Here is a 14584-nt window from a genome sequence, read left to right as displayed (position 1 = left end):
ACAATGCAGCCTCTGCATTCCTCCCTCGTTTCCCATGATTGATTTTGCTTGGCTCGGCGTTGCTGCCTTCACCGCCGGCCTGGTCGATGCCGTTGTCGGCGGCGGCGGCCTGATCCAGATTCCCGCGATTTTCTCCGTGCTGCCGAAAGAGGTTCCGGCAACGCTGCTGGGCACGAACAAGTTCGCCAGCATCTTCGGCACCAGTGCCGCGGCCGTGAATTACGCGCGGCGGGTGAGGGTGGCGTGGAGCACCGCGGCGCCGGCGGCGCTGGCCGCCTTTGCGCTGTCCTTTGCTGGCGCATGGACGGTGACGCGGGTACCGGCCGATTTTGTACGTACGCTGCTGCCGATCGTCCTGGTCGCGGTGGCCGTCTATACCTTCAAGAAGAAAGATCTCGGTTCGGTGCATGCACCCGTGCACAGCGGCTTGGCCGAGCGCTATTGGGCGATCGGCATCGGCGCCGCGATCGGCTTCTATGATGGTTTCTTTGGACCAGGCACCGGCAGCTTCCTGATCTTCCTGTTCGTGCGCTTCTTCGGTTTCGATTTTCTGAGCGCGTCGGCGGCGGCCAAGATCGTCAACGTCGCATGCAACTTCTCGGCCTTGCTGTGGTTCGGATACAGCGGCCACCTGTTGTGGCAACTGGGCTTGATGATGGCGGGGTGCCAGGTTGCCGGGTCGCTGATCGGCACCAGGCTGGCGCTGAAGCATGGCAGCGGTTTCGTGCGCAAACTGTTCCTCGTGGTAGTGTCGGGACTGATCCTCAAGACAGCCTACGACGCGTTCACCAAAATCGGTTGGTGATTGTTCCACGTGAAACAGCAAGCCGGGTTCGCCCGGCTTTTTTGTTTTTGTTCCACGTGAAACATCAGATCGACTGTCGGGTTGACTGTTCCACGTGGAACAAAATCTGTCGTTTTCAGCCCCCCAAAAGCTTCCGCAAGAGAAAAGAATCTATAATCGCGCATTAGACTCCTCGCCTTACTCTCCATCATGCTATTTCCAACTGAATTCGACGTCATCGTCGTCGGCGGCGGCCATGCCGGTACCGAGGCCGCGCTCGCGTCTGCACGCACGGGTCAAAAGACCTTGCTGCTGACCCATAACATCGAAACCCTCGGCGCCATGTCGTGCAATCCATCGATCGGGGGCATCGGCAAGGGCCACCTCGTCAAGGAAGTCGACGCACTCGGCGGCGCCATGGCGATTGCCACCGACGAGTCCGGCATCCAGTTCCGCATCCTGAATTCGTCCAAGGGACCGGCCGTGCGCGCCACCCGCGCCCAGGCCGACCGCCTGCTGTACAAGCAGGCGATCCGGTCGCGCCTGGAAAACCAGCCGAACCTGTGGCTGTTCCAGCAGGCCGTGGAAGACCTGATGCTCGAAGGCGAGCGCGTGGTCGGCGCCGTCACCCAGGTCGGCCTGAAGTTCCGTGCCCGTGCGGTGGTCCTCACCGCCGGCACTTTCCTGGACGGGAAGATCCACGTCGGCCTGCAGAACTACTCGGGCGGCCGCGCCGGCGATCCGCCCGCCGTGTCGCTGTCGAGCCGCCTGAAGGAACTCAAGCTGCCGCAGGGCCGCCTGAAGACCGGCACGCCGCCGCGCATCGATGGCCGCAGCATCGACTTCTCGGTGCTCTCGGAGCAGCCGGGCGACCTCGATCCGGTGCCGGTATTTTCGGTCATGGGGAGCGCCGCCATGCACCCGCGCCAGGTGCCATGCTGGGTGACCCACACCAACGAGAAGACCCACGAGATCATCCGCAACGGCCTCGATCGCAGCCCGATGTACACCGGCGTGATCGAAGGCGTGGGCCCGCGTTACTGCCCCTCGATCGAAGACAAGATCCACCGCTTCGCCTCGAAAGAGTCGCACCAGATCTTCCTGGAACCGGAAGGCCTCACCACCAACGAGTTCTACCCGAACGGGATCTCGACCAGCCTGCCGTTCGACGTGCAGCTGGAACTGGTGCGCTCGATGCGCGGCATGGAGAACGCCTTCATCCTGCGCCCAGGCTATGCGATCGAGTACGACTACTACGATCCGCGCGGCCTGAAGGCGTCGCTGGAAACCCGGGCGATCAAGGGACTGTTCTTCGCCGGCCAGATCAACGGCACCACCGGCTATGAGGAAGCCGCTGCCCAGGGCCTGCTGGCCGGGCTGAATGCGGCGCTGCAGACCCAGGGCAAGGATGCCTGGACGCCGGGCCGCTCCGAAGCCTACCTGGGCGTGCTGGTCGACGACCTCACCACCCAAGGCGTGGCCGAGCCTTACCGCATGTTCACCAGCCGCGCCGAATACCGCCTGTCGCTGCGTGAGGACAATGCCGACATGCGCCTGACCGAGATCGGCCGCAAGCTCGGCATCGTCGGCGATGCGCAGTGGGCCGCCTTCGAGAACAAGCGCGAGTCGGTGGCCCGCGAGCTCGAGCGCCTGCGCTCGACCTGGGTGAACCCGCGCATCCTGGCAGCCGCCGAATCGCAGCGCGTAGTGGGGCAGGCGATCGAGCGCGAATACAACCTGGCCGACCTGCTGCGCCGCCCGGGTGTCGCTTATGACACCTTGATGAGCATGACCGGGGCTGAAGGCCAGCCCCTGGCCGGCCCGGGCGTGGAAGACCCGGCGGTGAAGGAGCAGATCGAGATCCAGCTCAAGTACGCCGGTTACATCGACCGGCAAGCGCGCGAAGTGGAGCGTCACGACCACTACGAGAACCTGAAGCTGCCGGAAAACCTGAACTACCTGGACATCCAGGCCCTGTCCTTCGAGGTGCGCCAGAAGCTCGACAAGCAGCGTCCGGAAACCCTGGGCCAGGCTTCGCGCATCTCGGGCGTCACGCCGGCGGCGATTTCGCTGCTGCTGGTGCACCTGAAAAAGCGCGGCGCCAAGGGCTTTACCAATGCGCCGACGGAGCAGGCTGAATGAAATATTTCGATCGCGCTCTACTTTCGCAGGTGCTGGCCGACGGCGTCGAGGAAATGCATCTGGACGTCACCCCGGCACAGCAGGACAAGCTGCTCGACTACCTGGCGCTGATGAACAAGTGGAACAGCGTCTATAACCTGACCTCCTTGCGTGACCCGATGCAGATGGTGACCCACCACCTGCTCGATTCGCTCGCCGCGGTGCCCGCATTCGCGGGCGCAGGCAACGTGCTGGACGTCGGGGCAGGGGGCGGTTTGCCCGGCGTGGTGCTGGCGATCTGCAGGCCAGGCATGAAAGTGTCGATGATCGACACGGTCCACAAGAAAACCGCCTTCCTAAAGCAGGTGAAGGCGGAGCTGGAGCTGGCCAACGTCACGGTGCACACCATGAAGGTGCAGGATCTGCAGGTGAGCGACAAATTCGACGTCATCACCTCGCGTGCTTTCGCCGACCTCACGGATTTCCTGAACTGGTCGGGGCACCTGCTGGCCGAGGGCGGCAAATTCATCGCCCTGAAAGGCACGGCGCCGGCGGAAGAACAGGAGCGCGTACCGGCGGAGTGGAAAATCAGTGGTTTACAGCCATTGCAGGTTCCAAGGCTGGGAGCGGAGCGCCACCTCATATTTGTCGAGCGATCGATATAAACAAAATAAACCGTATAAACAGTTTATATAGTTTATAAAATACGAACCGTTTAAATCGTTTTTACGATATGAACGGTATATCACCTTGGCTTCCACGGACAAGAATAGATGGCGAAGATTTTTTGCGTAGCGAACCAGAAGGGCGGGGTCGGCAAGACCACCACCACAGTCAACCTGTCGGCGGGCCTGGCCAAGCTGAACCAGCGTGTGCTGCTGGTCGACCTCGACCCGCAGGGCAATGCCACCATGGGCGCCGGCATCAACAAGGCTTCGCTCGAGGGCTCGATCTACCAGGTGCTGCTGGGCGAACTCGACGTGGCCGCGGCGCGCATGCGCTCCGAGGCGGGGCGCTTCGACGTGCTGCCGGCCAACCGCGAGCTGGCCGGCGCCGAAGTCGAGATGGTGGCGCTCGAGAACCGCGAACGCCGCCTGAAGGACGCGCTGGCGGCCGTGGACAAGGACTATGACTTCATCCTGGTCGACTGCCCGCCGGCGCTCTCGCTGCTCACCCTGAACGGCCTGTGCGCGGCGCACGGCGTGATCATTCCGATGCAGTGCGAGTACTACGCCCTGGAGGGCCTGTCCGACCTGGTCAACACGATCAAGAAGGTGCATGCCAACCTGAACACCGACCTGCGCATCATCGGCCTCTTGCGGGTGATGTTCGATCCGCGCATGACCCTGTCGCAGCAGGTCTCCGGCCAGCTCGAGCAGCACTTCGGCGACAAGGTGTTCAAGACCATCATCCCGCGCAACGTGCGCCTGGCCGAGGCGCCCTCGTATGGCATGCCGGGCGTGGTGTTCGATCCGTCTTCCAAGGGCGCGCAGGCCTACATCGCCTTTGGCGCGGAAATGGTCGAACGCATCAAGACGATGTAATCATTGAAAGCTGACACAGAAATGGCAACCAAAAAACTGAAAGGCCTCGGGCGCGGCCTCGACGCGCTGCTCGGCGGCGACAGCCAGCCGGCACCCAGTAAAGCGCCCTCGTCGCTGCCGGTCACCCAGATCCAGGCCGGCAAATACCAGCCGCGTACCCGCATGGACGAAACCTCGCTGAGCGAGCTGGCGGCCTCGATCAAGACCCAGGGCATCATGCAGCCGGTGCTGGTCCGTCCGCTGGGGGAGGGCGCGGCCGTCCCGTACGAGATCATCGCCGGCGAGCGGCGCTTCCGCGCCGCCCAGATGGCCGGCCTGGAAGAGATTCCGGTGCTGGTGCGCGAGGTCGACGACCAGTCGGCCGCGGCCATGGCCCTGATCGAGAACATCCAGCGCGAGGACCTGAACCCGCTCGAGGAAGCGCAGGGCATCCAGCGCCTGATCAACGACTTTCAATTCACCCACGAGCAAGCCGCAGCAAGCGTCGGCCGCTCGCGCAGCGCGGTGTCGAACCTGCTGCGCCTGATCAACCTGGCCCAGCCGGTGCAAACCATGCTGATGGCCGGCGACATCGACATGGGCCATGCCAGGGCCCTGCTGGCGGTGGACAGTGCGCACCAGATCACCCTGGCCAACCACGTGATCGCCAAGCGCCTGTCGGTGCGCGAGACTGAAAAGCTGGTCGCCCGCGCGCTCGAGGAGAACGCCAGCCCGGCGACACCGGCGCGCGCCAAGGAGAAACCCGGCGACATCGTGCGTTTGGAAGAGGAGCTGTCCGACAAGCTCGCCACCCCGGTGATGTTCAAGATGGGCGCGAAGGGCAAGGGCCAGCTGATCATCGACTTCGCCGACCTCGACATCCTCGACGGCGTGCTGGCCCGCCTGCGCACCTGAAATGTGTCTTCATCGTAGGTGTTCGGCTCCGCCGAACGCGCGTCCAACTGACGTATGCATGCCACGGTCGCACACTGCGAAGACTGTTTGAACGCGTGGCCGGCACAGCCGGCCACCCTACACGGCTCATCAGTTAAGTGACTGAAAATATGGGGAAAACAGCTAGCCCAATGTTGCTCCCATCACATCTTTACGTCGCAGTTATAAGCGCGGAATCGTTTGACTCGCGTCCGTATAACCACTTATAATCCCGCTGATTCATGTAATTACCACATCGTATCTGTCCGAAGCGCGGCGAGAAACCAGAACAAAAATGTTGCGCATCGTCTCCCTGCAATTGATGGCAACAGTAGTCGCAGGCCTCATCGCCGCACTGCTGGGGGGATGGTCTGCGATGTTTTCGGCAGTGCTGGGTGGTTTGTGTTGTGTAGTACCCAACGGGATCATGGCAGTCAGGCTGTTCGCCAACGCCCATCGGGCCGGTGGCGGTAGCCCTGCAGTATTCTTCATCTGGGAATTTGTAAAGATTGCATTGACGGTCGCGCTTCTGTTCGCGGTCGCGAAGCTGTACCACGATCTGAACTGGCTGGCGCTGTTCGCCGGGTTCGTCGTGGCGCTGAAGAGTTACATCATCTTATTATTTAGGCACTGACACATGGCGACTCCAACCGCAGACGGCGCAGCACACGCGCCCACCTCATCGGAATACATTACTCACCACCTCGGCCACCTGTCGAACAAGCACCAGGATTTCGTGGTCGACTTCAGTGTCTTCAACTACGACACCATCTTCTGGTCGATCACCATGGGCGTGATCGGCTGCCTGTTCATGTGGATGGCTGCGCGCAAGGCCACCTCGGGCGTGCCGGGCCGCTTCCAGGCCGCCGTCGAGATGCTGGTCGAGATGGTCGAAAGCCAGTCCAAATCCATCGTCCATGGCGATCGCAGCTTCATCGCACCGCTGGGCCTGACCATTTTCGTCTGGGTCGCCCTGATGAACATGCTGGACTTCCTGCCGGTCGATATGTTCGCGATGGGCTTCGAATGGCTGGGCCTGACTCACCTGTTCCCGTACCACCGCGTGGTGCCGACCGCTGACCTGAACGGCACCCTGGGCATCTCCCTCGGCGTGCTTGCTCTGATGCTGTACTACAGCGTCAAGATCAAGGGCCTGGGCGGCTGGCTTCACGAACTGTTCGCAGCACCGTTCGGCATCTGGATGGCGCCGTTCAACCTGCTCTTCAACATCATCGAATATGTAGCAAAAACCGTGTCGCTTGCCATGCGACTGTTCGGCAACATGTACGCCGGTGAGCTGCTGTTCCTATTGATTGCTCTGCTTGGCTCCATGGCCACCGCATTTGGTGTGATCGGTCACATCATCGCGGGTTCGATCTGGGCGATCTTCCACATCCTGATCGTGTTCCTGCAGGCATTCATCTTCATGATGCTGACGCTGGTGTATATCGGTCAGGCCCATGAAGGCCACTGATCGGCGCCGCAAGCATCGAATAGATAGTGGTTGTAAAGAAGTTGTAGTTTTTAATCTAGTTTTTAAATTAACTTTTGGAGTTACACATGACTGACCTTTCTTTTGTTGCACTGGCTTGCGGTTTGATCATCGGCCTGGGCGCTATCGGTGCTTCCATCGGTATCGCAATCATGGGCGGTAAATACCTCGAAGCTTCTGCACGTCAGCCAGAACTGATGAACACCCTGCAGACCAAGATGTTCCTGCTGGCTGGCCTGATCGACGCGGCATTCCTGATCGGCGTTGGTATCGCCATGCTGTTCGTCTTCGCACGTCCGTTCAGCTAATCAAGCACGACTTGATCTGAAGAGCCGAACCGTCCCTGGTTCGGCATCCGTTTTTGTGAGAAGGAATTTACCGTGAACTTGAACGCAACTTTGTTTGTCCAGTTCGTGGTCTTCTTCATCCTGGCGGGCTTCACGATGAAATTCGTGTGGCCGCCACTGATGAAAGCGCTCGACGAGCGCGCCGAGAGGATCGCGAATGGCCTGGCCGCAGCCGATCGCGGCAAGGCCGACCTGGCCGCTGCCGAAAAGCGCGTGCAGGCCGAAATGGCCGGTGCCCGTGACGAAGTCCAGAAGCGCATCGCCGACGCAGAAAAGCGTGCTGCCCAGATCATCGAAGCAGCCAAGGCAACCGCTGCCGAAGAAGCCGCCCGTATCGTCGCTGCCGCACAGGCCGACGCCGAGCAGCAAGTGACCCGTGTCCGCGAAGAACTGCGTGGCCAGGTGGCCGCACTGGCAGTGCAAGGCGCCGAGCAGATCCTGAAGCGTGAAGTGAACCCAGCGGTCCACGCCGACCTGCTGTCGAAACTGTCGACCGAGCTCTGATCATGGCTGAACTCGCAACCGTCGCCCGCCCTTACGCCGAAGCGCTGTTCCGTGTCGCCCAGTCGGGCGACATGACCGCCTGGTCGGCCGTCACTACCGAGCTGGGCCAGATTGGCGCCAACCCGGACGTGCAGGCTTTCGCCGCCAACCCGAAGGTCACCGCTGCCCAGCTGGCCGATACGATTGCGTCCCTGGTCAAGTCGCCGCTGAACGCTGAAGCGAAGAACTTTATCGCGATGCTGGCCGAAAATGGCCGCGTCACCCTGCTGCCCGAGATCGCCGCCCAGTTCGCGGCACTGAAGAACGCCAACGAAGGTGCCGCCGATGCGGAGATCGTCAGCGCCTTCGAGATCGCGGGTGACCAGCTGGCCCAGTTGGTCGCAACGCTGGAAAAGAAATTTGGCCGCAAGCTGAACCCAACGGTAACAGTGGATCCCTCGCTGATCGGTGGTGTGCGCGTGGTCGTCGGCGACGAAGTGCTCGATACCTCGGTACGCGCCAAGCTGCAACAGATGCATGTTGCGCTGGTGTCGTAATCAGGAATCTGACAGCACTCGCCGGCCCTAGCGCCCTTGCCCTACGCATCAAAAACATTTGGAGTTAGCACTCATGCAACTTAATTCTTCTGAAATCAGCGAACTGATCAAGAGCCGCATCCAGGGTCTGGAAGGTTCGGCTGAAGTTCGCAATCAAGGCACGGTGATCTCCGTCGCCGACGGTATCTGCCGCATCCATGGTCTGTCGGACGTGATGCAGGGCGAGATGCTGGAATTCCCCGGCAACACCTTTGGCCTGGCGATGAACCTCGAGCGCGACTCCGTCGGCGCCGTCATCCTGGGCGCCTACGAGCACATCTCGGAAGGCGACACCGTCAAGACCACCGGCCGCATCCTGGAAGTGCCGATCGGTCCGGAACTGCGTGGCCGCGTGGTCAACGCACTGGGCCAGCCGATCGACGGCAAGGGCCCGATCGCGACCACCCTGACCGCACCGATCGAAAAGATCGCTCCGGGCGTCATCGCCCGTGAATCGGTCTCGCAGCCGATGCAGACCGGCATCAAGTCGATCGACGCGATGGTGCCGATCGGCCGTGGCCAGCGTGAGCTGATCATTGGCGACCGCCAGACCGGTAAATCGGCTGTCGCTGTCGACGCGATCATCAACCAGAAGGGCCAGGGCGTCACCTGCGTGTACGTCGCAATCGGCCAGAAGGCATCGACCATCAAGAACATCGTCCGCTCGCTGGAACAGCACGGCGCGATGGAGTACACCATCGTGGTCGCCGCTTCCGCATCGGAATCGGCTGCGATGCAGTACATCTCGGCCTACTCGGGCTGCGCCATGGGCGAATACTTCCGCGACCGCGGCGAAGACGCGCTGATCGTGTACGACGACCTGTCGAAGCAGGCCGTTGCCTACCGCCAGATCTCGCTGCTGCTGCGCCGTCCGCCGGGCCGCGAAGCCTACCCGGGCGACGTGTTCTACCTGCACAGCCGTCTGCTGGAGCGCGCAGCACGCGTGAACGCCGACTACGTCGAGAAGTTCACCAATGGCGCCGTCACCGGCAAGACCGGTTCGCTGACCGCACTGCCGATCATCGAAACCCAGGCAGGCGACGTCTCGGCATTCGTGCCGACCAACGTGATCTCGATTACCGACGGCCAGATCTTCCTGGAGACCTCGCTGTTCAACGCCGGTATCCGTCCTGCGATCAACGCAGGTATCTCGGTGTCGCGCGTCGGTGGCGCTGCCCAGACCAAGGTCATCAAGGGCCTGTCGGGCGGTATCCGTACCGACCTGGCGCAGTACCGTGAACTGGCTGCGTTCGCGCAGTTCGCATCGGACCTGGACGAATCGACCCGCAAGCAGCTGGACCGCGGTGCACGCGTGACCGAACTGCTGAAGCAGCCGCAGTTCTCGCCGCTGTCGACCTCGCTGATGGCCGCATCGCTGTTCGCCGTCAACAAAGGCTACCTGGACGACATCGAAGTCAAGAAAGTCCTGCCGTTCGAGCAGGGTCTGCACAACTTCCTGAAGTCGAGCCACGCTGCCCTGCTGTCGAAGATCGACGAAACCAAGCAACTGGACAAGGACGGCGAAGCTGCGCTGGCCGCCGCCATTGCTGATTTCAAGAAATCCGGCGCATATTAATCGTCAAGCCGGCGTCGTGTGAGCACGGCGCCGGTGCGCGGAAGGAGTAAGGACTCATGGCAGTAGGCAAAGAGATTCGTGGCAAGATCAAGAGCGTAGAGAATACGAAGAAGATCACCAAGGCGATGGAAATGGTCGCCGCATCGAAAATGCGCAAGGCGCAGGATCGCATGCGCGCCGCCCGTCCCTACAGTGACAAGGTTCGTACCATCACCGCCAACCTTGCCGGCGCAAACCCGGAATACACGCACCCGTTCATGGCGCAAGCCAAGCACGTGCAAGCGAAAGCCGTGGGTTTCATCGTCGTCACGACCGACAAAGGTCTGTGCGGCGGCATGAACACCAACGTGCTGCGCCAGGTGACGCTGAAGGCGCGCGAAATGGAGCAGGCAGGCAACACCGTCGAGGCGGTTGCCATCGGCAACAAGGGCCTGGGCTTCCTGAACCGCATGGGCATGAAGGTCGTGTCGCAAGCGACCCAGCTCGGCGATACGCCGCACCTGGACAAGCTGATCGGCCCGGTCAAAGTGATGCTGGACGCGTACCAGGAAGGCAAGCTCGACGCTGTCTACCTGTGCTACACCAAGTTCATCAACACCATGAAGCAGGAACCGATGGTCGAGCAACTGCTCCCGCTGCCGGCCAAGCACATGGAAGCCGACAAGGGCGGCATGAGCTGGGACTACATCTACGAACCGGAAGCGGCCGTCGTCATCGACGAACTGCTGGTGCGTTACGTGGAAGCGCTGGTGTACCAGGCCGTGGCAGAAAACCTGGCGTCCGAGCAATCGGCGCGCATGGTGGCGATGAAAGCAGCGAGCGACAACGCCGGTAGTGTCATCAGCGACCTGAAGCTGGTCTACAACAAGACCCGCCAGGCAGCGATTACCAAAGAACTCTCCGAGATCGTTTCCGGCGCAGCAGCCGTCTGACGATCAAGCAAAAGAATTTAACTATATCTGAAGGAACGAAAATGGCTGATGGCAAAATCGTTCAGTGTATCGGCGCTGTGGTCGACGTGGAATTCCCGCGTAACGCCATGCCGAAAGTGTACGACGCACTGAAAATGGAAGGTTCGGAACTGACCCTGGAAGTCCAGCAGCAGCTGGGCGACGGCGTGGTCCGTACCATTGCACTGGGCAGCTCGGAAGGCCTGCGCCGCGGCATGATCATCCAGAACACCGGCAACCCGATCATGGTCCCGGTCGGCACCCCGACCCTGGGCCGCATCATGGACGTGCTGGGCAATCCGATCGACGAATGCGGTCCGGTCAGCCACGAGCGCATGGCATCGATCCACCGCGATGCGCCGGCCTACGACGAACTGTCGCCGTCGACCGACCTGCTGGAAACCGGCATCAAGGTGATCGACCTGGTCTGCCCGTTCGCAAAAGGCGGTAAGGTCGGCCTGTTCGGCGGCGCCGGCGTCGGCAAGACCGTCAACATGATGGAACTGATCAACAACATCGCGAAGGCGCACTCGGGTCTGTCCGTGTTCGCCGGCGTGGGTGAGCGTACCCGTGAAGGTAACGACTTCTACCACGAGATGGCGGACGCGAAGGTCGTCGACCTGGAAAACCCGACCAACTCGAAGGTGGCGATGGTCTACGGCCAGATGAACGAACCGCCGGGCAACCGTCTGCGCGTCGCGCTGACCGGCCTGACCATGGCGGAAGCCTTCCGTGACGAAGGCAAGGACGTTCTGTTCTTCGTCGACAACATCTACCGTTATACCCTGGCCGGTACCGAAGTGTCGGCACTGCTGGGCCGTATGCCTTCCGCGGTGGGCTACCAGCCGACCCTGGCCGAAGAAATGGGCCGCCTGCAAGAGCGTATTACCTCGACCAAGACCGGTTCGATCACCTCGATCCAGGCCGTGTACGTCCCTGCGGATGACTTGACCGACCCGTCGCCGGCAACCACCTTCGCCCACCTGGACTCGACCGTCGTTCTGTCGCGTGACATCGCTTCGCTGGGTATCTACCCGGCAGTGGACCCGCTGGACTCGACCTCGCGCCAGCTGGACCCGCTGGTCGTCGGCGAAGAGCACTACAGCACCGCGCGCGCCGTGCAGGGCACCCTGCAGCGCTACAAGGAACTGCGTGACATCATCGCGATTCTGGGCATGGACGAACTGGCGCCGGAAGACAAGCTGGTCGTCGCACGCGCTCGTAAGATGCAGCGTTTCCTGTCGCAGCCGTTCCACGTCGCTGAAGTGTTCACCGGCTCGCCGGGCAAGTACGTTTCGCTGAAAGACACGATCAAGGGCTTCAAGATGATCGCATCGGGCGAACTGGACCACCTGCCGGAGCAGGCCTTCTACATGGTCGGCACCATCGAGGAAGCAATCGAGAAGGCCAAGAAACTGGCTGCCTAAGCCAGATTCTTAACCAGAAGGACAGACATGGCAAACACCATTCAAGTGGACGTGGTCTCGGCCGAAGAGCAGATCTTCTCCGGCCTGGCTACCTTCGTCGCGCTGCCGGGTGAAGCGGGTGAGCTGGGTATCTACCCACGCCACACCCCGCTGATCACGCGCATCAGGCCAGGTGCCGTCCGGATCCAGACGGCTGCCGGCGGCGAAGAGTTCGTCTTCGTCGCAGGCGGTATCCTCGAAGTGCAGCCGAACGGCGTGACCGTGCTGGCCGACACCGCGATCCGCGGTGGCGACCTGGACGAAGCGAAGGCACTGGAAGCAAAGAAGCAGGCCGAAGAGCTGATGCTGAACAAGGAATCGAAGATCGACTACGCGAAAGCCCAGGCCGAAATGGCCGCGGCGATCGCGCAGTTGGCGGCGATCCAGAAGCTGCGTTCGAAAGGACGCTGAGTCGCAAGCATCTGCTTGCGTGAACAAAAGGCAGCCTGTGGGCTGCCTTTTTGTTTGCACGCAGTAATCGACGTACTTCGGTACGCTATGCAACATGTTGCTGCGATAGATCAATACACTTGAAATATGCTAGACTAACTTAACATACGTGTTAAGATGCTTGTCTCATGAAAGCTAGAAAAGTTACCCAAGAGCAACTATACGATCTGATTGATCCTTCCCATCGAGAAGGAGTTATCGATACGTCCAAGCTTAAGTGGGATGTTGCTGTGTTAGTCCCCGATTGCTCCAGCGAAAAAAATCGTTTCACACGAAGCGTATCGCAGTACGTTGACGATCGTAAAAAGAAGGCAAGCTTTCTTCTAACGATAGGTCTGCTGTTCGAAGCTATTCAAGATGAGAATTATCAAGCAGTTTTGGCTGGCTCGGCCGTAGCTTGCAAATCAGCAAGGACCTTTAAGTTCGACAAGTCTAACCATAAGCTTTGGGAACTAAAGCCGAATAATAAAGACAGAATTTATTTTTATCCGGTTACAGATCTTGAATCTCCCGCACGGAAGACTATCTTCCTGTTGATGGCATACCATAAAAAAGACGAAACGACGCCAGCAGAGGCAGCTGATCCCTGTGAAGAAGAAATTAGGAACATTTTAAAATCTAGAGGTAAGATTGATTTTTGTGAGGTCAAAAATGGCAAAAAGCAATGATGTGATCGCAAGCGAAGTTCTTGAGAAAGGAGAGCTTTGGGGTGCCCTTCGTCGAGCTTTGCCGGTGCAGCAAATCCGAAGAATTATGCGTGACAAGAATATTTTGAATAAGGATTTGGCTGAACGACTTGGCGTTTCTGAAGCTAGTGTCTCCAGAATGCTTAAGGGAAAACAAAATCTGCAGTTGGATACGCTTTACCAACTCGCGGACGCAATTGAAGAAAAGTTGGAACTGAAGTTCACCTGTCCTATTGAGCCAGCTGCTAAGAAAATTGACGATGCTGTGAAAACCAGCGTTGATTCTTTTAAATCGGATTTCGAAAATGTATTCGATATAAATAAATATCGTCCTAACCGAAATTCTATGAGAAGCGTGCCCAGTATTGCTGCGCCTTTCAAAGAGTGCGCTTACTACTAATAGGTAAATTATGAAGCCCGGCCTGGTATCACTTTCGCGTCTTGAATTTAGTAAGATCAGTATTGAAATTAATCCCGACTACAAAGAAAATCCCAAAGAAGGATTTTTCCCACAAATCGAGTTTGATTTCAATAACGTCTCATTCGAATTGGGTACCGATCTGATGTATCCCGACGAAGAGATTGATGATCCTCGCCACTTTACGCTTATGGTTCGTCTTTCAGTCCAGCAAGAGTCTCAAGAGAATGGACTGCAAATTCCATATTCGGTGACAATCGAAGGTTTCGCTTATCTCTTCTTTAAGGGTAAAGAAGATGGAGAGAAACGATTCAAAATTGTTCGTGGTACTGGTTACATGATGCTTTACGGTGCATTTAGAGAATATATTGCGAATTTTACTGGACGTAGCGCTTACGGCGTATGGTTCTTGCCCTCTCCGAATTTCAATAGCAACGTTGATGAAGATGTCGTAGGCGACATGGAAAAGTGGGAAATAGCCCGTTCTGCGAAGAATAAAAGTACGAACTCGTCTGCGGAAGATCAGGCTTCGGCTGATGTATCAGAAGTTTCGCCAGCTTATTCAGATACGGGCAAGCGAAAGGGTCCCGGTAAGACGAAAAGATTATCTAAAACCGAGCAGCAATAGTAGTCGAAATAGAGTTCGTCTTCGTCGCAGGCGGTATCCTCGAAGTGCAGCCGAACGGCGTGACCGTGCTGGCCGACACCGCGATCCGCGGTGGCGACCTGGACGAAGCGAAGGCACTGGAAGCAAAGAAG

At 59.3% G+C, this 14584-nt stretch carries 17 protein-coding genes and 1 pseudogene; all 18 read left to right on the top strand.

All coding sequences use genetic code 11. From position 1 onward, the window contains the following. Window positions 1-34: 34 nt before the first annotated feature. The gene (locus tag ACK4S9_RS14935) at window positions 35-805 is read left to right on the top strand and encodes a sulfite exporter TauE/SafE family protein (protein WP_409726898.1); all 771 of its coding nucleotides are present in this window, start codon (window positions 35-37) and stop codon (window positions 803-805) included. A gap of 189 nt (window positions 806-994) precedes the next feature. Then, window positions 995-2926, top strand: coding sequence for a tRNA uridine-5-carboxymethylaminomethyl(34) synthesis enzyme MnmG (gene mnmG, locus ACK4S9_RS14930; protein ID WP_409726895.1), 1932 nt, complete (start codon window positions 995-997; stop codon window positions 2924-2926). Continuing rightward, window positions 2923-3570: a 16S rRNA (guanine(527)-N(7))-methyltransferase RsmG gene (gene rsmG / locus ACK4S9_RS14925; RefSeq protein WP_409726893.1), complete on the top strand. Its 648-nt coding sequence runs from the start codon at window positions 2923-2925 to the stop codon at window positions 3568-3570. The genes mnmG and rsmG overlap by 4 nt, the downstream gene beginning before the upstream one ends. Window positions 3571-3678: 108 nt before the next feature. Then, window positions 3679-4449, top strand: a complete 771-nt coding sequence (locus ACK4S9_RS14920; protein ID WP_409726891.1) for a ParA family protein — start codon at window positions 3679-3681, stop codon at window positions 4447-4449. Between the two features lie 21 nt (window positions 4450-4470). Next, on the top strand, window positions 4471-5343 hold the full coding sequence (locus ACK4S9_RS14915) for a ParB/RepB/Spo0J family partition protein (RefSeq protein WP_409726889.1): 873 nt from the start codon (window positions 4471-4473) through the stop codon (window positions 5341-5343). A 313-nt stretch (window positions 5344-5656) separates the two neighbouring features. After that, window positions 5657-5995: an ATP synthase subunit I gene (locus ACK4S9_RS14910; protein WP_409726887.1), complete on the top strand. Its 339-nt coding sequence runs from the start codon at window positions 5657-5659 to the stop codon at window positions 5993-5995. A gap of 3 nt (window positions 5996-5998) precedes the next feature. Next, window positions 5999-6835: a F0F1 ATP synthase subunit A gene (atpB, locus tag ACK4S9_RS14905; protein WP_409726885.1), complete on the top strand. Its 837-nt coding sequence runs from the start codon at window positions 5999-6001 to the stop codon at window positions 6833-6835. An 86-nt stretch (window positions 6836-6921) separates the two neighbouring features. Then, window positions 6922-7161, top strand: a complete 240-nt coding sequence (atpE, locus tag ACK4S9_RS14900; protein WP_409726883.1) for a F0F1 ATP synthase subunit C — start codon at window positions 6922-6924, stop codon at window positions 7159-7161. Window positions 7162-7233: 72 nt separating this feature from the next. Further along, window positions 7234-7704 (top strand): F0F1 ATP synthase subunit B, encoded by a 471-nt coding sequence (locus ACK4S9_RS14895; protein ID WP_409726881.1) that lies wholly within the window; start codon window positions 7234-7236, stop codon window positions 7702-7704. Window positions 7705-7706: 2 nt separating this feature from the next. After that, a complete protein-coding gene (locus ACK4S9_RS14890; protein ID WP_409726879.1) occupies window positions 7707-8240 on the top strand; it encodes a F0F1 ATP synthase subunit delta in 534 nt (177 codons plus the stop codon). A gap of 73 nt (window positions 8241-8313) precedes the next feature. Continuing rightward, window positions 8314-9855, top strand: coding sequence for a F0F1 ATP synthase subunit alpha (gene atpA, locus ACK4S9_RS14885; protein ID WP_409726877.1), 1542 nt, complete (start codon window positions 8314-8316; stop codon window positions 9853-9855). Window positions 9856-9911: 56 nt separating this feature from the next. Then, window positions 9912-10787, top strand: a complete 876-nt coding sequence (gene atpG / locus ACK4S9_RS14880; RefSeq protein ID WP_409726875.1) for a F0F1 ATP synthase subunit gamma — start codon at window positions 9912-9914, stop codon at window positions 10785-10787. 41 nt (window positions 10788-10828) lie between these two features. Beyond that, complete coding sequence (gene atpD / locus ACK4S9_RS14875; RefSeq protein WP_409726873.1) at window positions 10829-12232, top strand: F0F1 ATP synthase subunit beta; 1404 nt, start codon at window positions 10829-10831, stop codon at window positions 12230-12232. Window positions 12233-12259: 27 nt separating this feature from the next. Beyond that, window positions 12260-12682: a F0F1 ATP synthase subunit epsilon gene (locus ACK4S9_RS14870; RefSeq protein ID WP_036216819.1), complete on the top strand. Its 423-nt coding sequence runs from the start codon at window positions 12260-12262 to the stop codon at window positions 12680-12682. A gap of 167 nt (window positions 12683-12849) precedes the next feature. Beyond that, complete coding sequence (locus tag ACK4S9_RS14865) at window positions 12850-13389, top strand: hypothetical protein (protein WP_409726871.1); 540 nt, start codon at window positions 12850-12852, stop codon at window positions 13387-13389. Beyond that, entirely contained in the window at window positions 13373-13807 is a 435-nt protein-coding gene (locus ACK4S9_RS14860; protein ID WP_409726869.1) for a helix-turn-helix domain-containing protein, read from the top strand. Before ACK4S9_RS14865 ends, ACK4S9_RS14860 begins: the two co-directional genes overlap by 17 nt. A gap of 10 nt (window positions 13808-13817) precedes the next feature. Beyond that, entirely contained in the window at window positions 13818-14453 is a 636-nt protein-coding gene (locus ACK4S9_RS14855; RefSeq protein WP_409726867.1) for a hypothetical protein, read from the top strand. A gap of 5 nt (window positions 14454-14458) precedes the next feature. Then, window positions 14459-14584, top strand: a pseudogene (locus tag ACK4S9_RS14850) (F0F1 ATP synthase subunit epsilon); the annotation flags it as partial.

Origin of the sequence: Massilia sp., from assembly GCF_046293535.1 — a bacterium.
Taxonomy (GTDB): Bacteria; Pseudomonadota; Gammaproteobacteria; order Burkholderiales; family Burkholderiaceae_D; genus Telluria.
The sequence above is the reverse complement of the archived record's forward strand: the minus strand, read 5'-3'. Positions and strand labels throughout refer to the sequence as shown.